This window comes from Pseudomonas putida, assembly GCF_005080685.1.
Classification (GTDB): Bacteria; Pseudomonadota; Gammaproteobacteria; order Pseudomonadales; family Pseudomonadaceae; genus Aquipseudomonas; species Aquipseudomonas putida_V.
Genome location: NZ_CP039371.1, coordinates 1034067 through 1060445 on the forward strand (window position 1 = coordinate 1034067; position 26379 = coordinate 1060445).

Consider the following 26379-nt stretch of genomic DNA (forward strand, 5'->3'; position numbering starts at 1 on the left):
CTATCGATCAGTGGCTCGTCCGGTTGGACGACAGCGCCAGGTTTTCTTCGGATTTACGGGAGCTTTTCAGCTGCGCGATCCACTGCGGATCGAAGCTGCTGAGGTCGTTTTTCATTGGCAGATAACGTTCGGGGAATTCCCACACCACCACTTGTGGCGCGGCGTCCTTGAAGGCGTCGCTTTGCAGGTACTTGAGCATCGGCAGCAGCGGGCCATGGCCGTCCTCGGCGTAGTTGGCGACGTCGCTGCGCAGGGCCTGCTGCAGCGCGCCGAGGAAGTTCCAGTGCGGGTTGGCGCTGTAGCTGGTACCTACCAGCGCCACCGGGATCTGGGCGTCGGCGAACAGGGCATCGCCACCGTCGCCTTCGGCCTCGACTGGACGGGTCTTGCGTTGTTGCAGGTTGTCTGGGGTTGGCAGCAAGTTGCTGAACAGCGGGTCCAGTGGCAGGAAGTTGGTCAAATCGCCCTTGTACGGGGCGGTGTTGCCGGCTTCGGTGACGAAGGTCTGCGGCTCGCCGCTGAGCATTTTCTGGCGGCTGACCGCCTCGGCCACTGCCTGCGCCGCGACCTCGGCGCCCATCGGCGTCCAGTGCGTGTCGGTACGCAGGAATACCTGGCCGCGGGTCTTGGCCTGCTCCATCGGGGCCATCAGGTCGGGGGCGAACACGTTGGCCTGGCGCGCCTGGGCGTGGAACTGGTTGTACAGGTCATCGTGCAAGCTGGCCGGTTGCTCCTTGCCCATGTACTCGGCATAGAGGCGAGCCTTGGCCGGAACGATCGCCAGCACCAGTTGGCTGCCATGCTTCTGCAGGGTCTCGCGCACACCTTGGATCAGCGCCAGGTTTTCCTGCATCAGCTGCTCGGCACCGGCGGTGGGCTTGAACTCCTCGTCGCTGAACAGCCATTGGTCGCGGCCCAGCACCACGCCTGGGCGGCCTTCGTTGAACAGCTTGAAGTCCAGCGCGGCCCAGAGGTTGGTACCCAGGCGCTTGATCGGGAATTGCTCGTCGTAGTGGGTCTCGGCGGCCTTGGCCAGCTTGCCGTCGAGCAGGGTCATCTGGCCGGTGCGGTTGAAGCTTTCCAGGCCGCCGACCGACCAGGCGCCGAGCCCGACCAGCAGGCCGAGGAACGACAGCGAATAAGTGATGCGTAATGTCCGGGTCATGGTCGTCAACCTCAGAACTGGAAGTAAAGGAACGGCGAGTAGCTCTGCGCCGACAGCTTGAGGATCGAGGCGGCGAACAGCAGCAGGATCAGCGCGCGGCTCATGACCCGGGTCCAGTCCAGGCCGATCGAGCCATCGGTGTTGACCTGCGCCGGTGTGCGCATGGCGGCCGGCGGGGTGGCGTTGCGGTAGAAATCACGCAGGCCGAAGAACGCCAGGGTGATGTAGGCGATCACCAGGGTCGCCACTTGCAGGCCGGTGAGCTGGGCGCGGTTGAGTTCCGACAGTTGCCACTCGCCGAAGCTGAACATGGCGCCGTACATGCGGGCGGCGACGTGCAGGTTCTCGGCGCGGAAGATCACCCAGCCGATTACCACCAGGAGGAAGGTGACTGCCCATTTGACCGGGTTGAAGCGCTGCGGGTTGGTGTCGATGCCCAGCGCGCGCTCGATCGCCAGCCACATGCCGTGCCAGGCGCCCCAGATGATGTAGGTGAAGTTGGCACCGTGCCACAGACCGCCCAGCAGCATGGTCAGGAACAGGTTGCGGTAGGTGTTGAAAGTGCCTTTGCGGTTGCCGCCCAGGGTGATGTACAGGTAGTCGCGCAGCCAGGTCGACAGGCTGATGTGCCAGCGGCGCCAGAACTCGGTGATCGACTGGCTGATGTAGGGCTGCTTGAAGTTCTCCATGAAGCGGAAGCCCATCATCAGGCCAAGGCCGATGGCCATGTCGCTGTAGCCGGAGAAGTCGAAGTACAGCTGCGCGGTGTAGGCCAGGGCGCCGAGCCAGGCGTCACCAGTGGTGGGGTTCTGCAGGGCGAAGCAGTGATCGGCGACCACCGCCAGGGTGTCGGCGATGAACACTTTCTTGATGAAACCCTGCATGAAGCGGGTGCAGCCTTCGGAGAACTTGTCCAGGGTATGGGTGCGGTTGTTGAACTGATCGACCAGGTCCTTGAAGCGCAGCACGGGGCCGGCGATCAGGTGCGGGAAGATCGCCACGAACGCCGCGAAGTCGATCAGGTTGCGGGTGGCCGGGGTGTCGCCGCGGTACACGTCGATGATGTAGCTGATCGACTCGAAGATGTAGAACGAGATACCGATCGGCAGCAGCACGTGGGTGAGAATGAACGGCTCCAGGCCAAACGAACTGATGATCGCGTTGAGGCTGTCGACGCCGAAGTTGGCGTATTTGAAGTAGCCGAGGATCGCCAGGTCGACGCCGACGCCCAGCAGCAGCCAACGCTGTGCGGGCTTGGTGCGCACGCCGGCGGCACCGACCTTCAGGCCGATCCAGTAGTTCCACAAGGTGACGCCGGCGAACAGGGCCAGGAAGTCCACCCGCCACCAGGCGTAGAAGATGTAGCTGGCGACCAGCAGCAGCAGGTTGCGATAGCGTTGCCCGCTCAGGTAATACAAGCCGAGGAATATCGGCAAGAACAGGAACAGGAACACGTTGGACGAGAAGACCATCCCGGTTCTCCTAATTGTTCACAGCACAGGGCAAAGCGCCCCCCAAACCCCCCACGAATAACGAGGAAGGTCACCATTTTTCCGTGGGGGCGGGCGGGCCCGTCCCCACAGGTACATGCGTTATTTCTTCTGCAGCGAGCTTGGGTCGTAGACCCGGGTCAGGTTGCCCCCCAGCCTGAAGCTGTCGAACGGCTGCATGCCGCGCTTGCGCAGCACCGTGGCGCCGTTGCAGGTGTAGAGACTGCAGTAGGGCTCGAGCCAGGCGTACTTGCTGTCGATACGCAAGTCGCCCATGTCCTGCTTGTTACCGCTGCGGGACTGGAACGCGCTCGGATCGAGCGAGCCGACCAGCACCTTCTGCGCCAGGCGTTGCAGGGCGCTGTTGTTCTCGGCACGCAGGTCCACGCCGTTGGCCTGGGCGAAGCTGGCGATCATCGTCAGCGGCGGCAGGGCATAGTTGTGGTAGGCCAGGGCGCGTTGCTTGCGCTTGAGCTCGTTGGGCAGGAAACCTTGGTCGTCGACCTGGTTGGCGCCGATCTTGTATTCCTTCACCGCCCAGTCGAACAGGTCGCGGCGGTCGGTGGCCACGGCGGTGGCCATGACCGACCAGGCGGCCCAGTAGCTATGGTTGTTGATCTTCTCCAGCGGCAGGTCGCTCCAGTCGCGCACGGTCTGCTCGGCCAGGCGGGCGAACCACTTCTCGATCACCTCGGCCTCGGCCTGGTGCGCGGCCAGCGGCTGCGAGTTGGAGAACTTCAGGCGCAGCCACGAACCACTCATGCTGCCCAGCGCCCATTTGCGCATGGACTTGCCGGTGTGGTTGTAGTCGGTCGACAGCAGCGCATTGGCCCGTGCCCAGGTACCGAGCCAGGTCAGGGTGCAGTCGAGCTGCGCGGGGCGGCCGTCGCGCATGTATTGGCCGACCATCTTGCTCACGCCTTTTTCCAGCGCGGTGATGTCGGCGGTGGAGTCACGGAAGGCTTTTTCCGAGACCAGGTTGAGCGTCGAGCGGGCCTTGTCCGAGCCTTCGTACTTGCTGCGAAACTGCAGCGCACCGGTGAATGGCGTGGGCGCTGCCTCGCACTTGAAGTTGCCATCGCTGGTCTTGAGCTTCTCGATGCCCTCGTAGTAGCCCTGGGGCGGTACCAGGGCGGCATGCGCGGCGCCCCCGAACAGGACCAGGGCGAGAGCGGCGGGTGTGCATAGACGTTTCATGAGTCACCTCACTGGCCCGCTTGCGCAGTCTGCGCAGGCACGGCGTAGTTGTTGCGTTTGCACAGTTTGGCCTCGACCTTCTGGGTGCCGTTTTCCGGCCCCTGGATCTCGAGTGCCAACAGGTTCTGGCTGGCCCAGTCCTCGTCCTCGCGCATCTGGAAGACGAAGCGGCCGTCGGTGTCGGAGGTTTCCGGTTTCTCCAGCTTGATGTCCTCGTGGCGACCGTTGAGGTACCACAAGGTGGCTTGCAGGACCTTGACCGAAGGGTCGTCGTACTTGATGTCCATCTGCAGGTTGCGGTTGATCAGGTTCTTCAGCACGCCGCCCTTGCCGTTGACCATCAGTTCGTTCTTGCCGGGCTTGAGCGTGGCGCTGGCGCTCATCTCTGCCGGGCGGGCGTTACAGCCATCGTCGAGCAGGGCGAGGATCTGACGCCAGATGGTTTCCTGGTCCAGGCGGTACAGCGGCGAGAATTCCCAGATGAGGATCTTCGGTGGCTTGGTCCGGAATTCCTCGCTGCCCAGGTACTGGATCATCGACCCCTCCAGGCCGCCACCGGGGAAGGCGACGTTGAGCACGTCGGCACCGATGTACTGCTCGAGGAAACCTGCGAAGTTGTAGTTCTTGCCACTGTGGCTGGTACCCACCAAGGTGATCTCGGCGTTGCCCGAGTCACCGAACAGGTCGTCGCCGCTGGCCTCGCCACCGTCCTGCGCCTTCGGCTCGGTGGCGAACTGGTCCATGTACTGGATGGCGTAGCGAGTCCCGCAGAGCTGCCCGGCGACGTTGTGCAAGGTGCCGGTCTTGCCCATGCGCCCGGACACCTTGGTCTCGAATTCCTTGCGCGGGATGCCTTCGAAGGCTGGCATCTGGTGCACTGTGTCGGCCACGATCTTGGCCGCGCGCTCGGCGCCGTACGGCGTCCAGTGCTGGTCACCGCGGAAGTAGAAGTCCTTGCCCTGGTCGGCGGCGGCCAGTTGCTCGTTGGTCAGCGGCGACAGGTCGGGCACGTTGTAGCCCATCTTGGCGAAGCGCTGGAGCATGTTCTTGTAGTTGCCCAAGGCCTTCTGGTAGTCGAAGGCGGCCTTCTCGGCAGGGTTGAGCATGTTGCGGTTCACCAGGCCACGGGTCGGCTGGTACACCACCACCAGTTCCACGCCGCGCTTCTTGAACGCGTCGTGCACTTGCTGCAGGCGCTTGTAGCCGCCTGGGGTGGTGTCGAACTCGGTGCGCAGGTCTTCGCGGGTACGGAACAGCCAGTCGCCCTGGGCCTGCACCAGCGTGGTGAAGTTCTGCTGATAGCGGGTGGTGTAGCGGCTGGCGTCGTGCGCCTCGGGGCACAACTGGCAGCAAGGCTCGGCGGTGAAGCTCGGGGCCTTCACCTCGTCGGCGCGCACGCCCTGGCTGATGGCCAGCAGTGCGGCGGACAGGCCCAGCAGTTTCATCAGGTGTGGAGTCATGGTCTGGGCTTCCTTAATCGATCATTTCGGTCTGGCGTTCGACCGGGTCGATCAGCACGGCTTTCTGCTGGCGTACCAACAGGTCGAGAATTTCGTCCTGGCGTTCGCCCAGCACGCCATTGAGGGAAATACCGCTGGCCTTGCGCGGGGCGAGCATCTTCACCTTGTACAACTCGACCGACAGCGGCGAGTCGATGGACAAGGGCCCGGAGCCGTTGGCGACGAGTTCGCCGCCAACCACGATCAGCGAGACCTTGGTGTCGAACGGGTCGAGGGCGATGTCGCGGTCGGTATCGGACAGGTCCTTGATGTGGCCGTAGACGCCCACCAGGCCGTTGGCGAAGGCGATGTTTTCATAGAGGCGGATGTTCACGCTGTTACGCACGCGAATGCCGTGGCGGCGGTTGTTGATCAGCTTGTTGCCCCAGATCATGTTGTCGCCGCTTTCGTACAGGGTGATGCCGTCGGTGTGGTTGCGGTAGATCTCGTTGTAGGCGATCAGGTTGTTGACGCTGTTACGGTCGATCACCACACCCGAGAGCTTGTTGTCGTAGCTCTTGTTGTTGATGATCCAGCTGTCGTTGACCTCACGCGAGACGATGATCCCGTGCTTTTTCTTGGTGCCGTACACCGTGTTGCCGGCGATGATCAGGCGGTGCGAGCGGTCGTGGGGGTCGATGCCGTAGACGATGTTGTCGTGGTAGGTGCTGTCCTTGACCACGAAGTCGGACGTCTCGTAGCAGTAGAAGCCGTACCACATGTCGCTGAACGTCGAGCCGATGATCCAGCCGGTCGGCTCCGCGCGGCCCATCTGCTTGGCCATGTTCGGGGTGTACTGCGAGATGCTCACGCCATAGGACTTGGACTTGGCATACCCGAAACTGGCCATCTTGGTGTTGACGATGTAGGTCTCGGTGCCGCCCCACGACAGCAGGAACGGGCGGAATGCGCTCGGCGAGCGGAAGGTCGCAGGGCCATTGGCCTGTTCGCGCCAGCCGGTGACCTTGGTGTCGGTGACGAACAGCTTGCCGTCGTTGACCATGAACGCGCCGCCTTCCTCGGACAGGCGCAGCTCCTTGACCTTGCCATCGATCTCGAGGATGCCTTTCTGGCCGACCACGATCGGCAGCCGTGCCAGGTAGACCCCAGGCTCGACTTCGCGCAGGTACTGGTTGGGCACCTTCTTGCTCAGCTCGGCCAGGTCGATATGGCCGTCGTCGACGAAGATCGCCTGGGGGATGCCATGCTGGCGCTGCACCCACTCGGCCGCCTTGTTGTCGCCGCCGACGAATTCCTTGAGGGTGTCCTCCTGGAACATGCGGCGGATGCTGACCTTGCCCTTGTGGCTGCGGTCGATTTTCTTCTGCACGGCCTCGGCGGTGTAGCCGCTGAGGTCGGGCAGCTTGGGTGGGTCCATGTGCAGGGGCTCGACCGGCGCGCTGGACACGGTGTAGGTCTTGGCCTGCTGCAGTTCCTTGGCGATGACCGCGGGTTCGGCGGCAACGGCCAGGCCGCTTGCCAGCAGCAAGGCGCTGGCAAGGAGGCTGTGGCGAAGGTGCGGGTGAAGGTTCATGACAGGTCCTCTCCCGGCGTCAGAAGCGCCAAATCACATCGACGAAGGCGCGGTGCATGTACGAGTCTGCTTCCTTGCCGTAGGCATCGCCCGGCTTGAACACACCGGCGCGCAGGCGCACCAGGGCGGACGGCTCGTCGATCGCCTGGCTCATCGACGCCGGCAGCAGGCCCTGCTTGAAGTACTTGGTGACGACCACGTCCATTTCCTGGCCGAGGTCTTTCTCGCCATCGACCAGCGGGCGGTTCACGCCGTTGTCGTTGACCACTGCGTTGATGCCGCTGGAGCCGATGTTCTGCTGGTCGTCGACGCGCCAGAACTTGTGGTAGATGACGCTGGCGTCGTAGTCCTCGCGCAGCTGCCAGGAGGCGAACAGGGTGGCGGCCTGCAGGTTGCCGAGTTCGCCGCGGAAGGCTTCGCCGAAGCGATGCACGCGCGAGCGGGTACCGGTGAAGTTGGAGCGGTTGCTCTCGAGGCCGGTCTGCTCGAAGTTGTTCGAGCCGTCGTCGCCGCCACCGCCGCTACCACGGGCATAGGCCGCGCCGATCTGCCATTGCGGATCCAGGCGCAGGCGGATACCGAGGTCGGTGGCCCAGGCATTGACGTCGCCGCTCTGCTTGCCGGTGGCGACCCGATCGTCACCGACTTGCTGGGTGCTCAAGGTGTCGCGATCGCCGGTCAGCCAGGTGACGCTGCCCCAGTAGTTGACGGTGTGGTCGTTGCGCCAGTTGTAGGCGTCGCTGTTGGCCTCCAGGCCCAGCCAGGTGAGGTCGCCGGTACGCGTCTTGTCCAGCCCGTCGACGGTTTCGCCGGGGTTCTTCAGGCTGCCGCCGTCATGGGTATGGTGTGCGCGCAGGCCGACCCAGTGGCCGGGTGTCCATTGCGCGGCGACGTTGCCGTAGACGTGGGTGCGGTCCTTGTCCTCGGGCGCCAGTTCAGTGAGGTCGGTGCGGTATTCACTGAAGCGCTGGGCCACGCCCAGGTCGGCCTTGAGCAGGGTGGTGTCGAAGGTCCAGTTCAGCGCTTCGATGTTGGTGTCGCGCCACATGCCGTCGTCGCTGCGCAGGCGCTGGCGACCCAGGCGCAGTTGCTCACCCGGGTAGGCGGTGAGGCCGCTGTAGCCGACCCAGAACTCGCGCAGGGCCAGGTAGCTCTTGTCCTGTTCGCGCCCGTCGACGGCGGTGTCGGTGCTGCTGCCATCGTCGTTCTGGCGCAGGGTGTCGGTCTCGATGGTGTCGGTGGCGGTCACTGCCTGGCCCATCGCGTAGGCGCTCCAGTTGCCGCGCTCGCCATACACCCAAGGGCGCAGGTCGAGACCCAGGCCGTTGACATCGCCACCGGAGCGGGTGCCCAGGTCGCGGTCGTCTTCCGATTGGCCGGTGATCTTCACGTCGAGGCCGAAGTTCTTCTGGGCGGTCATGTCTGCAAGGGTCGGGCACGACCACAGCAGGGCGAAGCTCAGGCCGATGCCGGCTTTCACGAAGGGGTTGAGCGTCATAGCGAATCCTCACCATCTACTGCTTGGTCGTCGTCTTGCATGGCCTCCAGGGCCAGGGTGCTATCGGCGCCATGGGCCATGTTGCCGCGTGCCTGGGTTTCCTGGTCGAGCAGACGTTGGGCCTGGCTGCGCTGGTCTGGCGTGAGCTGCGTGTCGATCTGTTGCAGCAGTTCGGTGGACTGCGGCGTCGGGTTGAGCTGCGAGAGCTTGGCGAATACCCAGGCATTGGTGTTGTCGGTGCGCACGCCGCGGCCCTCGGCAAACAGCTGGGCCAGGGCGTAGTCGGCGCTGTTCTGGCCGCCACGGGCGGCGACCAGCAGGTGGTCGACGGCCTTTTGCGGCTCGACGCTGCCCAGGTAGCCACGGCGGTACAACTGGCCCAGGTAGTAGTGGCCACTGAGCTCGCCGGCATCGGCTGCAGCTTGCAGGTGCTGCTCGGCTTTCTTGGCGTCGGCCGGCACCGCCTTGCCTTCGTAGTAGAGGCGACCCAGCAGCAATTCGGCGCGCGGCTGCTCGGCTTCGCGGCCCTTGTCGATGTAGGCCATCAGCTGGTCGGTGTCGCCCAGCTCGGGGAAGTCGTAGAGCAACTGTGCCAGGCTGACCCACGAGGCGGGGTTGGCCGGGGCCACTTGTTCGAGCAGAGCCTTGGCGGTGTTCTCGTCGGTCTGGCCGAGGCTGCGGTCGGCCAGTACGCGGGCGACGCTGTCGACGCGTGTGGCCGGCACCACGCCTCTGGCGTAGGCGGACTTGAGTTGGTCGATCAAGGCGGCCTGCTGGTCGGGTTGGGCACGCTTCTGGTACACGGTGGCCAGTTCCACGTAGCAGATGTCGGTGCTGCTCAGTGCCGCCTTGCAGATCTGCTCAACTTCGCCCAGGTGCTGGTCGTAGGTGCCCTGGGTGCGATACAGCAGGACCTGGGCCAGGCCCGCTTCCGGATTGCCGGCGGCGCGCCATTGGTCGATCTGTTGCTGGGCGTTGACGTTGGGGAAGCTCTGCGGGTATTGCAGGTAGAGCATCGCCAGTGGAATCAGGGTATTGCCTTCGCCTTGCTTGGCAGCCAGCTTGAGCAGGGTCTCGGCTTCTTCACGTTCGGCCTGGGTGCTGTCGGGCTTGGCGACCAGCAGGCGGCCGAGGCGCGCCTGGGCACGGGACGAGGTGGCAGCCGCGGCGCGGTAGGTGGCCTCGGCTTCACGCATCTGCTTGGGATCGCGCGAGGCGACCTGGACATCGGCCAGGCCTACCTGCGCATCGCTGTAGCCGAGGTCGGCCAGGGCTTTGTAGTTGCGCTCGGCCAGGGCGGTGTCGCCGCGCTTGAGCGCCTCGTTGGCCAGGCGCTGGTCTGGCAGGCCGGCACAGCCGGCCAGGGCGATGGCCGCTGCCAGGGCGCAGAGGCCCAGGCTCGCGCTTTTCTTGTGGGGAATCATCGCAGAGATCCTCTTACAGACCACGGGCCACGGCTTTGTCGATCAGCCAGTCGAGCGAAGGGCCACGATCGCTGCTGACGGCGGCAGGGCGGCCGGCCAGCTCGGCGGGCAGGGTTTCGTCAGGCTTGATCTGCACGCGGATGTCGGCTGCCAGGTTTTCGCTGTCGAGGCTGCTGCTGTTCACGACCTGACCGGTACGCACCTGGTCTTCGCCGGCCACCTGGAAGTTGACCCGGGTACCTGGCTTGACCTTGTCGAGCTGGCGATAGGTGAAGCGCGCCTCGACCAATGCGGTGGTGGTCCGCGGGACCAGCTGGAAGATCGGTTGGCCCTTGGCGGCATACTGGCCGTCGTCCACCAGCTGCCGTGCGACCACGCAGTCGCAAGGGCTGGTGAGGGTGCCCGACAGTTGCTTGCCGAACAGTTCCTCGATCTTCGCCGGCTCCAGCTGCGAGTCGCCCAGGCCACCCTTGAGCATGTCCAGCATGCTGGTGGTGAAGCTCGCCAGCGGTGCGCCCTTGGCGATCTGGCCGCCGCTCTGCACCAGGCTCTGCACGGTGCCGTCACGCGGCATGGTGATGTTGGTGGTGGGCACCGCGACCACGCCTGCTTCGGCCTGGCTGACGAAGTACATGCCGTACAGCGACTTGGCGACGAAGCCGAAGGCTGCGACACCGATCACGAATACACCCAGGGTCACGCCGACCGCCTTGACACGGCCGAAGGCAGACAGGCCGGCGCCTGCGTCCTTCTGTTTGCGCGCCTTGGTGAAGTTGTCGCGCTGCAGGGTGCTGAGCACATCGCCGATGGTGATCAGTTCACCGGACAGGTGACTGGTGATGATGTGGCGCAGGGTCGAGATATCGCGCGGCTCGAGGTTCTGGAACTGCGCCCCGGTGCGGCCGTCGGCGGCGTGGTAGGAGCGTACCTGGAACTCGATATCCATCGACAGACCCAGGTTGTCGACCACGAACTGCAGACGCCCGCGCAGCACTTCGCCGACCGACAGATGCTTTTTGGTGTGGAAGCTCAGGCCACCGGCGGAGAGGTCCTCGACCTTCACATCGTGGGCTTGGCGCTCGCTGTCCAGGAAGCGCAGCTTGGCTGGAATGCGCACCCGGGCGTGTTGGCGCTGGGCTTCGGACTCATGCACGACATTGACGTTCACGGCGGTATTCATGGTGGTTTGTTCCTGTTAGTTCCGATCCGGTTGGGCTCATACGACCATGAACAGCACAGCGACGAAGATGCTGGCGGCCGAGAAGGTCATGGTCCGCGAGGACCAGGTGTTGAACCATTGTTGAAAACTGGCGAGGTCTCGCTTGAGGGCAGTCGGTTGACGGGTCCAGGACTGCTTGTCGAGGCGGAAGAAGACGTAGATCTTCATCAGCGCGCCGACGATCTGGTTGTAATAGAGAATCAGCGGATAGGCCGGGCCGACGTTGTGCCCCGAGCACAGCAGCATGATGGTCAGGATCAGGCGGGTGATGCCGATCCACAGCAGGTACACCAGCAGGAAACCGAGGCCGAACTTGAGGCTGGCGATCACCGCGACGGTCAGGCCCAGCAGGCTGGTCCACATCGACACGCGCTGGTCGAACAGCACGATGCTGGTGAACAGCCCCAGGCGCCGTAGGCCCAGGCCCAGGGCGCGGGAATTCTGCCGCAGGTTGTTGCCGTACCAGCGGTACATCAGCTTGCGGCTGGCCTTGAGGAAGCTCTTTTCCGGCGGGTGTTCGACCGTGTTGATGGCGGCGTCGGGCACGTAGAAGGTGTCGTAGCCCAGGCGCATGAGGCTGAACCAGCTCGACTTGTCGTCACCGGTGAGGAACTTGAAGCGGCCCAGGCGCCAGTGCATCAGCGAGTCGCTTTCGACGTCGGCGATGAACTCGGGGTTGGTCACCACGCTTGCGCGGAACATCGACATGCGCCCGGTCATGGTCAGCACGCGCTTGGACAGGGCCATCGAGCACATGTTGATGTGGCGCTGGGCGAAGCGCAGCTTGTGCCACTCGCTCATGATGTAGCCGCCGCGCACTTCGCAGAATTCGTTGGTGGTCAGGCCACCGACGTTGGGGAACAGCTTGAACCACGGTACGGTCTTGCGCACCACGCCTTCGCCCAGCACGGTGTCGCCGTCGATCACCGCGACCACGGCGTTCTCGTCCGGCAGCATGCGCGAGATGGCGCGGAAGCCATAGGCCAGGCCGTCACGCTTGCCGGTACCGGCGATGCGCACGATATCCAGCTTGACGTGCTCGGGCGGGTTGTACTTGGCCCACAGGCTCTTCACCAGCAGCTCATCGGACATTTCCACCAGCGAGCAGACCACGGTGGTGGGGAAACCGCAGTCGATCGCCTCGCGGATCACCGAGCTGTACACCTGGGCGGTGGTCAAGGCTTCGATGCGGAAGCTGGTGACCATCAGGTACACATGCGACGGGTCGGCAGCCTCGCCCATCTTGCGCACATTGCGGCGCAGGTAGGGGTAGACGCCGTAGAGGAAGATCATCCCGCGGATGAAATGGGTGGCGCCCATGGAGTAACGCCAGATGCCGACCGCACCGACCAGGAAGATGAAGTGCTTCGACTGCGAGTCGAAGATATCGGCGGGCAGGGCCAGGGCGATCAGCATGAGCAGGCTCATGTAGGCCAGCCAACCGGCGCACTGCAACAGCACTGTCTGGAGCCTTTGCATGTTCAGCATCCGTCGAAAAATCGGGAAAAAAGGGCGACGCGGGGGGGGGGGGAACCCGCGTCGCCCGGCCGAGGGCTTACCAGCAGATGCCTTCGGTACGGCTGGTGGTGCAGGTCGGCTTGCTCATGAAGCCGACCAGGTCGATGACCTGCTTGCCGGCCGGAGCCTGCTGGGCCAAGGCGCGGAACTGCTCGTCACGGTTGCCCAGGACGATCACGTCGGCGTTGTCGATGACCTTCTGGAAGTCGTCGTTGAGCAGCGAGGACACGTGCGGGATCTTCGACTCGATGTACTCCTTGTTGGCGCCATGGACGCGGGCGTACTGGACGTTCTCGTCGTAGATGTCCAACTGGTAGCCCTTGCCGATCAGGCGCTCGGCCAGCTCCACCAGCGGGCTTTCGCGCAGGTCGTCGGTGCCGGCCTTGAAGCTCAGGCCGAGCAGGGCGACCTTGCGCTTGTCGTGGGCTTCGATCAGGTCGAAGGCGTTCTGCACCTGGGATTCGTTGCTGCGCATCAGCGAGTCGAGCAGCGGCGCTTTCACGTCCAGGCTCGAGGCGCGGTAGGTGAGGGCGCGCACGTCCTTGGGCAGGCACGAGCCACCGAAGGCGAAGCCCGGGCGCATGTAGTACTGGGACAGGTTCAGCGCCTTGTCCTGGCAGACCACGTCCATCACCTCGCGGCCATCGACGCCAACGGCCTTGGCGATGTTGCCGATCTCGTTGGCGAAGGTGACCTTGGTGGCGTGCCAGACGTTGCAGGTGTACTTGATCATCTCGGCCACTTCGATCGGCTTGCGGATGATCGGCGCGTCGAGTTCTTCGTACAGGGCTTGCAGCACATCGCCGCTGGCCTTGTCGAATTCACCGATGACGGTCATCGGCGGCTGGTCGTAGTCCTTGATGGCGGTGCTTTCACGCAGGAACTCGGGGTTGACCGCGACGCCGAAGTCGACACCGGCTTTCTTGCCGGAGCAGTCTTCGATGATCGGGATCACCACGTTCTTGACGGTGCCCGGCAGTACGGTACTGCGCACCACGATGGTGTGGCGGCGCTCGGTGTTGCGCAGCACGTGGCCGATTTCGCGGCACACCGATTCGATGTACTCAAGGCCCAGGTCACCGTTCTTCTTGCTTGGGGTACCGACGCAGATCATCGACACGTCGCTGGCGCGGATGGCCTCGGCGAAGTCGGTGGTACCGCGCAGGCGGCCGTTGGCGATGCCTTGTTGCAGCAGTTCTTCCAGGCCCGGTTCGACGATGGGCGACTTGCCCTGATTGATCAGGTCGATCTTGGTGCTGGACACATCCACACCGATCACTTCATGGCCCCGTGCCGTCAGGCAACCTGCACAGACCGCACCCACATAACCCAAACCAAAGATGCTGATACGCATCGCAATCACCTCATGTGTTTATCACGCCAGCTCCTCCGGGAAGAGCCGGACTGGGTTGATTAACAACAGTTTTCAGGCGCACGGATCCATGACGAATTGTCACTTCGCCGAGCGCAGGCATGAATAAATCCGGAGTGCGCAAAGTTGTGCACTCTAAGTTGGCAGTTAAAGGCCAGTAATTAAAAGGCGTGCCCTGAAATGCAGCCGTCTTTATTGCAATGCGCTACTTGGCGCGTTGCTGTGCTTGTTTTTTCAAGTGGATAAATCCTTTGAAATCAACCACTAGGACGAATTTAGGGGGGCGCGACTCTCCTACGTTGATGAGGTTTCCGGAAAACCGGGAATACCTATCTGGGTTAACCAAGCGGGTAGTGGATACCTGCTGTTGTCATGTGTAAGTCATCTCTCACACCGCAGGGGGAGGAAAATCGTTACGGCACTATGAGCGATGGGTCGTAGCAGAAGTTCCTGGCTGGGTTCCGCCTCGATGAAAGATTTCTAAATAATTCTTCAGCGCAAAATAGTTTCATTCTGATGGCACGCCGGGGTTTCGTCCCGGTATATAAAGGGCGATCCTTACACGGGATGCTTATATGCCATCATGAAAAAATATTTTTCAAAAATCGTCAAAAAACTACGAACGGTCTTATGGCGTTTTGCGATAAGCCGATGCATGGCGATTTTTTGGCGTCGTAAATATGGCGATATTGGCTATGGAGGGTGTGCGTCATCGCGGTGCGGGGGTAGGTGATTGTACGGGAGGGGGAGAGGGGGAGGGGGAGATGTGCGCTCTGGATTTTTGGTGCTGCAGATATCGAGCGCCGCCCGCGCGGCGCATTGCGGGACAAGCCCGCTCCCACATTTGTTGCAACGTGCCTATGTCTGAGAGACCAGGGTTGCTCGCCTTTGGTGGCACCACGGAAAATCGTGGTGCGCCCTGCGCCAACACAAATACCGCGCCGGGCCGACAAGGCTGGCAACCATGGCCTGACAGACATAGGCACGTTGCAACAAATGTGGGAGCGGGCTTGTCCCGCGATGCGCCGCGCGGGCGGCGCTCGATTTGTGCGGCACTGCAAATCCCAAGCGAACGCTTCGCGATGCGCCGCGCGGGCGGCGCTCGATTTGTGCGGCACTGCAAATCCCAAGCGAACGCTTCGCGATGCGCCGCGCGACAACCCGCACGTCAGGCCCAATCAATCAACCGGATGGTCGCGCAAGAACACCAAATGGTCTGGCTTGGAGTGCTCGGCGCTGTAGTAGTAGCCCTGCACGTCGAAGCGCTTGAGCTGCTCGGGGTCGGCGATGCGTTCCTGGATCACGAAGCGGCTCATCATGCCGCGTGCTTTCTTGGCATAGAAGCTGATGATCTTGTACTGACCGTTCTTCTGGTCCTTGAAGTCGACATTCAATACGCGGGCCTTGAGCGCGCTGCGCTTGACCGCGCTGAAGTACTCATTGCTGGCCAGGTTCAGCAACAGATCGTCACCCTGTTCGGCCAGGGCCTGATTCAGCCATTCGCTGATGCGCGTGCCCCAGAAGGCATACAGGTCCTTGCCGCGGGCGTTGGCCAGCTTGGTGCCCATCTCCAGGCGGTATGGCTGCATCAGGTCGAGCGGACGCAACAGGCCGTACAGGCCGGACAGCATGCGCAGGTGATCCTGGGCATAGCTGAAATCGGCGTCCTGCAGGGTCTGGGCATCGAGGCCGGTGTACACGTCGCCCTTGAAGGCCAGCAACGCCTGCTTGGCGTTGGTCGTGTTGAAGTCAGGCGTCCAGCTGCCGAAACGCGCGGCATTGAGCCCTGCGAGCTTGTCCGACAGGTGCATCAGCTCGCTGATCTGTGCTGGCGACAACTCGCGCAGCTGCTCGATCAGCTGCTGGGAATCGTCCAGGTACTGAGGCAGGGTGAAACGGTCTGTCACCGGCGGGGTGTCGTAGTCGAGGGTCTTGGCGGGGGAAATCACCGTCAGCATCGGGTCGGCTCCTGAAATCGTTGCCGCGATTCTACGGGGTGGGGGAGGTAACGCCAAACTATGCAGGCGATAGTCTCAGGCCATTGGGTGCTCCCGGACCCTACCGCCGAGACGCTATAGTGCGCGTTTGCCCTAGCGGAGAACCGAACGTGCGCATCGCCCTGGCCTTGCTGGCCGCCCTGCTGAGCCTGCCCGCCCAGGCCGCCCCGTTGCCGCCGGCCAGCCTCGAGCGCAGCGTCTGGCCCGAGCAACTGGACAGCCCGGCACTGTTCGACGTCGCCTCGCGGGCCGAGATTCTGTCGTTCGCTCGGGTGTTGCACGAGAGCGAGTTGCTGGACGACAGCGCCTTGGCTGCACGGCTCGGGCTACGACAGATCAACCTGCAAAAGATCAGGGCGGTGCGGGCGCGCATGTGGCAGCGTTTGTGGCAGGGCTACCAGCAGGCCCAAGGCAGTTGCGAGCAGGACGCCTCGTTCTGCTACCCGGTTACCTCGATGGCTGAGTTGCGTACTCGTTCGGCGACGTTCGCCAGTGATGTTGGTGAGTTCTATGCAGACTGGACCGAGCCTAGCCACCAGTTCCATGTTCGCTACCTGGACGAGCAACTGCGCAAGGCGGCGCTGTTGCCGCAGACCAGCAGCGAAGTCGAGCGGCTGTCCGATCACGAGCGCAACGGCGACGAACTCAACGACCGCATGTTCCTCCTGACCTTCGTCGGTGGCCCTGGCCCCGATGGCGCCAGTACCGACCTTCTGGCCGGCTACCTGCGCAAGCAGCGCCTGCAGGGGACGTTCTTCGTCATAGGCAATCGCCTGCAACAGCGGCGCGACAGTGGCTCTGCGCAGGCCATTGCCCGCCTCTACAAAGGCCAGTGCGTGGGCATCCAGGGCTGGGAATACCGCTCCCACGCCCAATGGCAGGGCTGGCAGGATTCCCTGCGGCGCAGCCAGGCGCGGGTCCAGGCCGACCTGCCGGAGCAGTACGTGCCGCTGTTCCGGCCGCCATATGGCCAGCGTCGCGCCGACGGCGAGCCATTCATGGCCAGCCAGCAATTGCAGGTGTCGTTGTGGGATATCGATGCCTTGGACGATGGCGCGCTTTCGGCCGAGGCCTCGGCCCAGCGGGTGATGACCTTGATGCTGCTCTGGCGCAAAGGGGTGATCCAGTTCCACGACAGCCTGCCCAAGGCACAGCAGGCGGTGGAATGGTTGCTGCACAACACGGCGCAAAGCGGCATCGGTTGGGAAGGATGCCGCGATTACGCTTACCGCAGTCCATACGCTCGATAGCAGGCATACTTCTTGACTGTAGTCCTGACCGGGATGCGCGCCAAGTGTCGGTCGTCATTCAGCAAAATAAACTTCACCGACACGTAAAAAGACTTTTTTTAGTCATCGTTTTTGCTGTATGAAGAAACCAGACAGCCGATTCCTGCAGCACAGGTGGCGTCATCCAGGCCCACCTTGCCAGGTTCGCTTCCCGCCCGTAGCAACGCGGATACGGGGAGAACGGTCGTCACTCTGCGGCGTAACAGAACGCGCCGTGTGGCTTCGACATAAGGTGACCGAGTATGGATGACCAAGGACGCAACCCTTCCTCCACCCAGCCAATCCTCTATGTGCTCGATACCAACGTCCTGATACACGACCCCAACGCATTGCTGAACTTCGAGGAGCACCATGTCGCCCTGCCGATGACGGTGCTGGAGGAACTCGACAAGCTCAAGACCGGGAAACACACCATCGCCGCCGAATGTCGCCAGGCCATCCGCTTGATCGACCAGACCCTTGGAGATGCCTCGCCCAGCGATGTCGAGCAGGGCGTGCCGATCCAGCGTGGCAAGAGCGGACCCAAGGGTTATCTGTCGATTCTGATGAGTCCGCGCAGCGAACCGAACCGGCTGTTGCCGGAAACCCTCAACGACAACATCATCATCAACCAACTGCTTGAGTTGAAGGGCAAGCGCGCCGACCTGGACGTCGTGCTGGTCACCAAGGACATCAACATGCGCCTCAAGGCGCGTGCCTGCGGCATCGCCGCCGAGGACTACAGCACCGACCAGTTGGTCGACGACGTGTCCTTGCTGTCCAAGGGCTACCATTCGGTCACCGGCTCGTTCTGGGATCGGGTCAGCAAGGTCGATACGCGCCAGGAGCGTGGGCGCACCTGGCATCGTGTGCAATTGATCGACAACCTGCCGGCGGTGCACATCAATGAGTTCATCATCGATGAGCAGGGTTTCGTCGGTTGGATCAAAGGCATTCGCAACGACGAGCTGCTGTTGCTCGACCTGCACCAGGAGCCGTTGCTGCACCAGGAAGCCTGGGGCCTCAAGCCGCGCGACATCCACCAGAGCCTGGCGCTGTTCGCCTTGCTCGACCCGGATATCCACCTGGTCAACCTGACGGGCGCGGCGGGTTCGGGCAAGACCATCCTCGCCCTGGCTGCAGCCATCGAGCAGACCATGGTCAGCAAGCGTTACCGGCGCATCATCGCCACCCGCAGCGTGCAGGGCCTGGACCAGGAGATCGGCTTCCTGCCCGGCACCGAGGCGGAGAAGATGGAGCCGTGGCTGGGAGCGATCACCGATAACCTCGAAGCCTTGCACATGGACGACGAAAGCACCCACGGCAGTGTCGAGTACATCCTCGAACGGGTACCGCTGCAGTTCAAGTCGCTGAACTACATCCGCGGGCGCAGCTTCCAGCAGAGCCTGATCCTGATCGACGAGTGCCAGAATCTCACGCCGCACCAGATGAAAACCATCATCACCCGTGCCGGCTCCGGTTCCAAGGTGGTCTGCCTGGGTAACCTGGCGCAGATCGACACACCTTACCTGTCCGCGACCAGTTCGGGCCTGACCTACCTGACCGAGCGCTTCAAGGACTTCCCCCATGGCGTGCACATCACCCTGCAGGGTGTGCCACGCTCGGTGCTGGCCGAGTACGCCGAGTCGCATCTGTAACCGCTACAGACCGGGCCGTGTGAGATCGGCCTTGGGTCGCGACAGGGCCGCCGGGCGGCCCCGGGATTTCGGCAGCGATGCAGAAATCGTCGGGGCTGCTGCGCAGCCCTTTCGCGACGCAAGGCCGCTCCCACACGTGCTCGCGCCTCGTTGTCATATAGATCCTACTGCTCAAACCTGACCCACGGGTTTACACTCTCTGTTCCCTTCACAGGAGCAGAGCAGTGCTGACACATCTTGATTCCCAGGGGCGGGCCAACATGGTCGACGTCACCGAAAAGGCCGTGACCGAGCGCGAGGCCGTTGCCGAGGCGCGTGTGCGCATGCTGCCGCAGACCCTGCAGATGATCGTCGACGGCGAGCACCCCAAGGGCGATGTGTTCGCCGTGGCGCGGATTGCCGGCATCCAGGCGGCGAAGAAGACCAGCGACCTGATCCCGTTGTGCCATCCGCTGATGCTGACCAGCGTCAAGCTCGAGCTGCGCGCCGAAGGGCAGGATGCGGTGCATATCGTCGCGCGCTGCAAGCTGGCCGGGCAGACCGGTGTGGAAATGGAAGCACTGACTGCTGCCAGCGTCGCGGCGCTGACGATCTATGACATGTGCAAGGCCGTCGACAAGGGCATGGTCATCGAGCAGGTGCGCCTGCTGGAGAAGCTGGGCGGCAAGAGTGGCCACTACAAGGTGGAGGCGTGATGAAGGTCAAGGTGATGTACTTTGCCCGCTACCGCGAAAGGCTCGGATGTGACGCCGAGCGCGTGGAGGGGCAATTCTTGGTGATCGACGATGTGCGCCAGGCCCTGCTGGCCAAGGGTGGGCAGTATGCCGTGCTGGCCGAGCAGAACCTGATGTGCGCGCGCAACGAGGAGTTGTGCAGGCTGGATGAGCCGTTGGAAGACGGCGATGAAGTCGCATTCTTCCCGCCGGTCACGGGAGGCTGAACATGGCAGTGCGAGTGCAGCAAGGTGCTTTCGACCCAGGTGCCGAGGTCAATGCCATGCACGCGGCCAACGTCGGCGTGGGTGCGGTGGTCGGCTTCGTCGGCTATGTGCGCGATTTCAATGATGGCCGGGAAGTGGCCGGGATGTTTCTCGAGCACTATCCGGGCATGACCGAGAAGGCCCTGGCCAAGATCGAGGCCGAGGCTCAGCAGCGCTGGCCGCTGCTCAAGGTCGAGGTGCTGCATCGGATCGGTGCACTGGAGCCGGGCGAGCCGATCGTTTTCGTCGGCGTGGCCAGTGCTCATCGGCAGGCGGCGTTCGAGGCCTGCGACTTCATCATGGATTACCTGAAGACCCGGGCGCCGTTCTGGAAGAAGGAAAATACCCAGGAAGGGCCGCGGTGGGTCGAAGGCAGACAAAGCGACCAGGATGCGGCTGGGCGCTGGTAGCCGGGTGGGACTACCACCAGGTGGGACTGTCACCGTGTAGGACTGTCACGTTGTGGGAGCGGCCTTGTGTCGCGAATGGGCCGCGAAGCGGCCCCATGATCCAGCGTCGATGCAGAAATTGCCGGGGCCGCTTCGCGGCCCATTCGCGGCACAAGGCCGCTCCCACAAGGGATAGGCAGCACCCTGAAAAATCAATGATGCTTGCGCGGCACCGGCTTGAGCAGTTCATCCGGCGGCATCTCGCACTTGATCTTGCGCCCCAGCAACTCCTCGATCGCCGGCAACTGGTACGAGTCGTCCTCGCCGGCAAAGCTGATCGACACGCCGCTGGTGCCAGCGCGGCCGGTACGGCCAATGCGGTGCACGTAGTCGTCGGGGTCTTCCGGCAAGGTGAAGTTGATCACGTGGCTGATGCCGTCGATGTGGATGCCGCGGCCCGCCACGTCGGTGGCTACCAGCACGCTGATGCGGCCTTCGCGGAAGTTTTCCAGGGTACGGATGCGCTTGTGCTGCGGCACGTCGCCCGACAGCTGCGCGGCATTGATGCCGTCGCGCACCAGTTTTTCCTCGATGCGTCGCACTTCGTCCTTGCGGTTGGCGAACACCATGACCCGTTCCCACTTGTTCTGGGTCACCAGGTTGTACAGCAGCTTGTACTTGTCGCTGCCGGCCACCGCGTAGACGTGCTGTTCTACGGTTTCGCTGGCGACGTTTTCCGGCTCGATCTCGACGATGGCCGGGTTGGTGGTCCATTGCTTGGCCAGGTTCATCACATCATCGGTGAACGTGGCCGAGAACAGCAGCGTCTGGCGCTCGCTCTTGGGCGGCGTCTGGCGAATGATCTGGCGCACCTGGGGAATGAAGCCCATGTCGAGCATGCGGTCGGCTTCATCGAGCACCATCACCTCGACCATGTCCAGATGCACGTCGCCGCGCTGGTTGAAGTCCAGCAGGCGTCCGGGCGTGGCCACCAGTATGTCGCAATGGCGCGCTTCCAGGGCCTTGAGCTGCTTGTCGAAGTCCATGCCGCCGACGAAGCTCATCACGTTCAGGCCGCTGTACTTGGTCAGGGCCATGGCGTCCTTGGCGATCTGCACCACCAGCTCGCGGGTTGGCGCGATGATCAGCGCACGCGGCTCGCCCATGTAGCGTTCCTTGGGCGGTGGCGTCTGCTGCAACTGGGAAATGATCGAGATCAGGAACGCCGCAGTCTTGCCGGTGCCGGTCTGGGCCCGTCCGATGGCATCCTGTCCGCGCAGGGTGTAACCCAGGACCTGTGCCTGGATCGGCGTGCAGTAGGGGAAACCAAGGTCATGGATGGCGTGCATCAGCTCGTTGGAGAGCTTGAAGTCGTGGAAGCGGGTCTTGCCTTCCTGCGGCTCGACCACGAAGTCCTCGGGCTTCCACAGGCTCGCCTGGGGCTTGGGCTTGGGCTTGCGTTCGCGCCGTGGCTTGTCCTTGGCAGGTTGCTCGGTGCGCGGCTCGGAGGCCTTTTCGGCAGCCGCCGCAGCGGGTTTATGGGCAGGCTTGCTGCGTGGTTGGGCCGCGGCGGCGTCTGGCTGAGCCTGTGGGGCGGGCGCGGGCGCGGGGGCCGGCGCGCTGGCGACGGGATCGACGGCCTGTGGCGCGGCGTCTCCCTTGCCGAATATTTTCTTGAGTGCCTTGAGCACGATCGTCTCATCAACTGATTAAGGAATGTACGCGGGGGAGTGTAATGCAAGAACTGGGCGCGGCGTAGTGGATTAAACCTACAACTACAGGCGAGCCCCGCTTATTGCAATTGCTTGCTCAGCCAGCTGTGGATGTCGGCCAGCTCTGCCACGACCACTTCGTGCTCCATGGGGTATTCCTGCCAGAGGGCAGCCACGCCCCAGGTGTTGAGGTATTCGAAGGCGGTGCGGCCCATGGATGGGATCACCACGGGGTCGTGCACGCCATGCACGCACAGCGCTGGCGTGCGCTGCTGGCAAGCGCTCAGGGTGTGGCCCTCATGGAAGGTCGGGGCATAGGTCGACAGCGCGATCACCCCGCCAAGTGCTTCCTGCCACTTTACGTACGCGGTGTGCAGCACCACGGCGCCACCCTGGGAGAAACCGGCCAGGAAGATACGCGACAGGTTGATGCCCTTGGCTTGCTCGGCCTTGACCAGGTCGATGATCTGCTGCGCCGATGCTTCGAGCTGCGCCTCGTCGATGGCCCGCGCCGGGCTCATGGCCTTGATGTCGTACCAGCTGGGCATGGCATAGCCACCGTTGATGGTCACTGGCCGGGTGGGCGCCTGGGGCATGATGAAGCGGGTGCTCAGCAGCCGTTCCTGCATGAATTCGGCCACAGGTAGGAAGTCGTAACGATCGGCACCCAGGCCGTGCAACCAGATCACACAGGCATCGGCGGTTTTCTGAGGTTCGAGAATCAACGGGTTGGTCATGACTGCTCCGAAAGAGTGCGGCAATGGTGAAGGTGTGCCCGAATTCCAGGCATCGACATGTTCGCGTCGAAAAAGAATGTCGCAACGATACAACTTTGCCTACTTGACGAGGGGCTTAAACGCTTAAGCCGCCCAGTGTGGTACGCGCTTTGCTATTAAACCTCCGATGCGCAGGGCCAGCCGGTGACGGTAACACCCTCTGCACGCGAAGGCTGTCATAGAACAGCCCATTGCGCCATTGACCCAAGAACAAGCCAACAAGGGTCGGATGCGCCTCAAAAGGGCGCGGTGCAATTCCGGCTCGAACAACAAGAGCAATTTGGAGGTTGTGAATGAAGATGTTGAAAACCACCCTGGCAGTCCTGACCGCTGCCGCCGCACTGGGCGCCGTGAGTACCGCCCAGGCCGGCGCCACCCTCGATGCGGTTAAAAAGAAGGGCTTCGTCCAGTGTGGCGTGAGCGACGGCCTCCCTGGTTTCTCGGTCCCCGATGCCCAGGGCAAGATCATTGGCATCGATGCCGATGTCTGCCGCGCCGTGGCCGCCGCCGTGTTCGGCGACGCTACCAAGGTCAAGTTCAGCCAGCTCAACGCCAAGGAGCGCTTCACCGCGCTGCAGTCCGGCGAGGTCGACGTGCTGTCGCGCAACACCACCTGGACCAGCTCCCGCGATGCGGGCATGGGCCTGGTGTTCGCTGGCGTCACCTACTACGACGGCGTCGGTTTCCTGGTCAACAAGAAGCTCGGCGTATCCAGCGCCAAGGAGCTCGACGGCGCGACCATCTGCATCCAGGCGGGTACCACCACCGAGCTGAACGTGTCCGACTACTTCCGTGCCAATGGCCTCAAGTACACCCCGATCACCTTCGACACCTCCGACGAAAGCGCCAAGTCGCTGGAATCCGGTCGTTGCGACGTGCTGACCTCGGACAAGTCGCAGCTGTTCGCCCAGCGCTCCAAGCTGGCGGCGGCGAGCGACTACGTGGTGCTGCCGGAGACCATTTCCAAGGAGCCATTGGGCCCGGTAGTGCGCAAGGGCGACGAGGAGTGGTTCAGCATCGTCAAGTGGACCCTGTTCGCCATGCTCAACGCCGAAGAGGCGGGTATCACCTCGAAAAACGTCGAAGCCGAGGCCAAGGCCACCAAGAACCCTGACGTTGCCCGTTTGCTGGGCACCGACGGCGAGTACGGCAAGGACCTCAAGCTGCCCAAGGACTGGGTAGTGCAGATCGTCAAGCAAGTCGGCAACTATGGCGAAGTGTTCGAGAAGAACCTTGGCCAGAGCACCGACCTGAAGATCGACCGTGGCATGAACGCCCTGTGGAACAACGGCGGCATCCAATACGCGCCACCTGTGCGCTGATGGATGCACCCCGCGGCGGCATACCGCCGCCGCGGGCTGTTCGACTCCCTACTTTTCGGGGCATTTCATGCAAAATCATATCGGCGCACAAAAGGGTTTGTCCCTGAGTGATCCACGTGTGCGCGCGTGGCTGTTCCAGATCGTCACGATCGTATTCGTGGTCGGTCTGGGCTGGTACCTGTTCCACAACACGCAAACCAACCTGCAACACCGGGGCATCACCTCGGGCTTCGACTTCCTCGACCGCAGTGCCGGCTTCGGCATCGCCCAGCACCTGATTCCCTACGTGGAGTCCGACAGCTATGCGCGGGTGTTCGTCATCGGCCTGCTCAATACCCTGCTGGTCACGTTCATCGGTGTGGTTCTGGCCACCATCCTCGGTTTCATCATCGGCGTGGCGCGGTTGTCGCCGAACTGGATGATCAACAAGCTGGCGACGGTGTACGTGGAGACCTTCCGCAATATCCCGCCGCTGCTGCAGATCCTGTTCTGGTATTTCGCGGTCTTCCTGACCCTGCCAGGGCCGCGTGGCAGCATCAACATCGATGACACCTTCTTCATCAGCAACCGAGGCCTGAACATGCCGGGCGCCTCCATGGCCGACGGCTTCTGGCCGTTCGTCATCGCCCTTGCGCTGGCGCTGGTAGCGATCGTGGCGATGGTGCGTTACGCCAACAAACGTTTCGACGAAACCGGCGAGCCGTTCCACAAGTTCTGGGCGGGTTTGGCGCTGCTGATCGTCATTCCAGGCGCCTGCACCTTGTTGTTCGGCAGCCCGGTGCACTGGGAAGTGCCGCAGCTCAAGGGCTTCAACTTCGTTGGCGGTTGGGTGTTGATCCCTGAACTGCTGGCGCTGACCTTGGCGCTGACCATCTACACCGCGGCGTTCATCGCCGAGATCGTGCGCTCCGGCATCCGCTCGGTCAGCCATGGGCAGACCGAAGCCGCCCATTCGCTCGGCCTGCGCGATGGCCCGACCCTGCGCAAGGTGATCATTCCCCAGGCGCTGCGGGTGATCATCCCGCCGTTGACCAGCCAATACCTGAACCTGGCGAAGAACTCGTCGCTGGCAGCCGGTATCGGCTACCCGGAAATGGTTTCGCTGTTCGCCGGCACCGTACTCAACCAGACCGGCCAGGCCATCGAGGTGATCGCCATCACCATGAGTGTCTATCTCGCCATCAGCCTCAGCATTTCCCTGCTGATGAACTGGTACAACAAGCGCATTGCGCTGATCGAGCGATGAGGAGACGCCCGTGACTGCACATGTTTTCAAACCTGACATGCCGCCACCGGTGAAGACCGTCGGCGTGCTCGCATGGATGCGCGCCAACCTGTTCTCCAGTTGGCTCAATACCCTGCTCACCCTGTTCGCCCTTTACCTGGTGTGGTTGATCGTACCGCCGCTGCTGCAATGGACGATCCTCGACGCCAACTGGGTCGGTACCACCCGCGCCGATTGCACCAAGGAGGGCGCCTGCTGGATGTTCGTGCAGCAGCGCTTTGGCCAGTTCATGTACGGCTACTACCCGGCCGAATTGCGCTGGCGCGTTGACCTGACCGTGTGGCTGGCAGTGCTCGGCGCCGCGCCGCTGTTCATCAACCGCTTCCCGCGCAAGGCGTTGTACGGCCTGTGCTTCCTGGTGCTGTACCCGATTCTTGCCTACACCTTGCTGCACGGCGGCTACCTTGGGCTGGAGACGGTCGCCACCAGTCAGTGGGGCGGCTTGATGCTGACCTTGGTGATCGCCACCGTGGGCATCGTCGGCGCCTTGCCGCTGGGCATCCTGCTGGCACTGGGGCGGCGTTCGCGCATGCCGGCGGTGAAGGTGGTGTGCGTGACCTTCATCGAGTTCTGGCGCGGCGTGCCGTTGATCACCGTGCTGTTCATGTCGTCGGTGATGCTGCCGTTGTTCCTGCCCGAGGGCATGAGCTTCGACAAGCTGCTGCGGGCGATGATCGGGGTCATCCTGTTCCAGTCGGCGTACATCGCCGAGGTGGTGCGCGGCGGCCTGCAGGCCATCCCCAAGGGGCAGTACGAAGCGGCTGCGGCGATGGGGCTGGGCTACTGGCGCGCCATGGGGCTGGTGATCCTGCCGCAAGCGCTCAAGCTGGTGATCCCCGGCATCGTCAACACCTTCATCGCCCTGTTCAAGGACACCAGCCTGGTGATCATCATCGGCCTGTTCGACCTGCTCAACAGCGTCAAGCAGGCAGCGGCCGACCCGGCCTGGCTGGGCATGGCGACCGAGGGCTACGTGTTCGCCGCCCTGGTGTTCTGGATTTTCTGTTTCGGTATGTCCCGCTACTCCATGCACCTGGAGCGCAAGCTGGACACTGGCCACAAGCGTTAGGAGTTTCG

21 protein-coding genes are annotated in these 26379 nt (G+C 63.0%); 8 read left to right on the forward strand and 13 right to left on the reverse strand.

Features of this window, described 5'->3' with window-relative positions:
* Positions 1-7 precede the first annotated feature (7 nt).
* The 11 genes from E6B08_RS05120 to yaaA all read right to left on the reverse strand — a co-directional run bounded on the left by E6B08_RS05120 (position 8) and on the right by yaaA (position 15874).
* Positions 8-1165, reverse strand: a complete 1158-nt coding sequence (locus E6B08_RS05120) for an alginate O-acetyltransferase (RefSeq protein ID WP_136913026.1) — start codon at positions 1163-1165, stop codon at positions 8-10.
* An 11-nt stretch (positions 1166-1176) separates the two neighbouring features.
* On the reverse strand, positions 1177-2637 hold the full coding sequence (locus tag E6B08_RS05125; protein WP_136913027.1) for an MBOAT family O-acyltransferase: 1461 nt from the start codon (positions 2635-2637) through the stop codon (positions 1177-1179).
* Between the two features lie 120 nt (positions 2638-2757).
* The gene (locus tag E6B08_RS05130; protein ID WP_136913028.1) at positions 2758-3852 is read right to left on the reverse strand and encodes a mannuronate-specific alginate lyase; all 1095 of its coding nucleotides are present in this window, start codon (positions 3850-3852) and stop codon (positions 2758-2760) included.
* A gap of 8 nt (positions 3853-3860) precedes the next feature.
* Entirely contained in the window at positions 3861-5312 is a 1452-nt protein-coding gene (locus tag E6B08_RS05135) for an alginate O-acetyltransferase (protein ID WP_136913029.1), read from the reverse strand.
* A gap of 13 nt (positions 5313-5325) precedes the next feature.
* Positions 5326-6885: a mannuronan 5-epimerase AlgG gene (gene algG / locus E6B08_RS05140; RefSeq protein WP_136913030.1), complete on the reverse strand. Its 1560-nt coding sequence runs from the start codon at positions 6883-6885 to the stop codon at positions 5326-5328.
* Between the two features lie 19 nt (positions 6886-6904).
* Positions 6905-8383 (reverse strand): alginate export family protein, encoded by a 1479-nt coding sequence (locus tag E6B08_RS05145; RefSeq protein ID WP_136913031.1) that lies wholly within the window; start codon positions 8381-8383, stop codon positions 6905-6907.
* Complete coding sequence (gene algK / locus E6B08_RS05150) at positions 8380-9807, reverse strand: alginate biosynthesis TPR repeat lipoprotein AlgK (RefSeq protein WP_136913032.1); 1428 nt, start codon at positions 9805-9807, stop codon at positions 8380-8382. The genes E6B08_RS05145 and algK overlap by 4 nt, the downstream gene beginning before the upstream one ends.
* Positions 9808-9820: 13 nt before the next feature.
* Positions 9821-10987 carry an alginate biosynthesis protein Alg44 gene (locus E6B08_RS05155; RefSeq protein ID WP_136913033.1) on the reverse strand — a complete coding sequence of 389 codons (1167 nt, stop codon included), beginning with the start codon at positions 10985-10987 and terminating at the stop codon, positions 9821-9823.
* A 36-nt stretch (positions 10988-11023) separates the two neighbouring features.
* Positions 11024-12505 (reverse strand): mannuronan synthase, encoded by a 1482-nt coding sequence (alg8, locus tag E6B08_RS05160; protein ID WP_192938619.1) that lies wholly within the window; start codon positions 12503-12505, stop codon positions 11024-11026.
* Positions 12506-12581: 76 nt separating this feature from the next.
* A complete protein-coding gene (locus E6B08_RS05165) occupies positions 12582-13898 on the reverse strand; it encodes a nucleotide sugar dehydrogenase (protein WP_136913035.1) in 1317 nt (438 codons plus the stop codon).
* Between the two features lie 1196 nt (positions 13899-15094).
* The gene (gene yaaA, locus E6B08_RS05170; RefSeq protein WP_136913036.1) at positions 15095-15874 is read right to left on the reverse strand and encodes a peroxide stress protein YaaA; all 780 of its coding nucleotides are present in this window, start codon (positions 15872-15874) and stop codon (positions 15095-15097) included.
* A gap of 149 nt (positions 15875-16023) precedes the next feature.
* Here yaaA and E6B08_RS05175 point away from each other — a divergent pair, with 149 nt between their 5' ends.
* The 5 genes from E6B08_RS05175 to moaE all read left to right on the forward strand — a co-directional run bounded on the left by E6B08_RS05175 (position 16024) and on the right by moaE (position 20228).
* The gene (locus tag E6B08_RS05175; RefSeq protein WP_136913037.1) at positions 16024-17163 is read left to right on the forward strand and encodes a polysaccharide deacetylase family protein; all 1140 of its coding nucleotides are present in this window, start codon (positions 16024-16026) and stop codon (positions 17161-17163) included.
* Between the two features lie 281 nt (positions 17164-17444).
* Positions 17445-18839, forward strand: coding sequence for a PhoH family protein (locus tag E6B08_RS05180; RefSeq protein WP_136913038.1), 1395 nt, complete (start codon positions 17445-17447; stop codon positions 18837-18839).
* A gap of 224 nt (positions 18840-19063) precedes the next feature.
* Positions 19064-19534, forward strand: a complete 471-nt coding sequence (gene moaC, locus E6B08_RS05185) for a cyclic pyranopterin monophosphate synthase MoaC (protein ID WP_136913039.1) — start codon at positions 19064-19066, stop codon at positions 19532-19534.
* Entirely contained in the window at positions 19534-19779 is a 246-nt protein-coding gene (locus tag E6B08_RS05190) for a MoaD/ThiS family protein (protein WP_136917331.1), read from the forward strand. Before moaC ends, E6B08_RS05190 begins: the two co-directional genes overlap by 1 nt.
* A gap of 2 nt (positions 19780-19781) precedes the next feature.
* On the forward strand, positions 19782-20228 hold the full coding sequence (moaE, locus tag E6B08_RS05195) for a molybdopterin synthase catalytic subunit MoaE (protein WP_136913040.1): 447 nt from the start codon (positions 19782-19784) through the stop codon (positions 20226-20228).
* Between the two features lie 191 nt (positions 20229-20419).
* Here the strand turns inward: moaE and rhlB are convergent, their stop codons facing one another.
* Together rhlB and E6B08_RS05205 are read right to left on the reverse strand one after the other, a co-directional pair.
* Positions 20420-21898, reverse strand: a complete 1479-nt coding sequence (rhlB, locus tag E6B08_RS05200) for an ATP-dependent RNA helicase RhlB (RefSeq protein ID WP_136913041.1) — start codon at positions 21896-21898, stop codon at positions 20420-20422.
* A gap of 101 nt (positions 21899-21999) precedes the next feature.
* Positions 22000-22656, reverse strand: coding sequence for an alpha/beta hydrolase (locus tag E6B08_RS05205; RefSeq protein WP_136913042.1), 657 nt, complete (start codon positions 22654-22656; stop codon positions 22000-22002).
* Between the two features lie 332 nt (positions 22657-22988).
* Here E6B08_RS05205 and E6B08_RS05210 point away from each other — a divergent pair, with 332 nt between their 5' ends.
* The 3 genes from E6B08_RS05210 (at position 22989) to E6B08_RS05220 (ending at position 26371) form a co-directional block, all read left to right on the forward strand.
* A complete protein-coding gene (locus E6B08_RS05210; RefSeq protein WP_136913043.1) occupies positions 22989-24017 on the forward strand; it encodes an amino acid ABC transporter substrate-binding protein in 1029 nt (342 codons plus the stop codon).
* Between the two features lie 67 nt (positions 24018-24084).
* Positions 24085-25263: an amino acid ABC transporter permease gene (locus E6B08_RS05215; RefSeq protein WP_136913044.1), complete on the forward strand. Its 1179-nt coding sequence runs from the start codon at positions 24085-24087 to the stop codon at positions 25261-25263.
* Positions 25264-25273: 10 nt separating this feature from the next.
* Positions 25274-26371, forward strand: coding sequence for an amino acid ABC transporter permease (locus E6B08_RS05220; RefSeq protein ID WP_136913045.1), 1098 nt, complete (start codon positions 25274-25276; stop codon positions 26369-26371).
* The last annotated feature ends 8 nt before the right edge of the window (positions 26372-26379 follow it).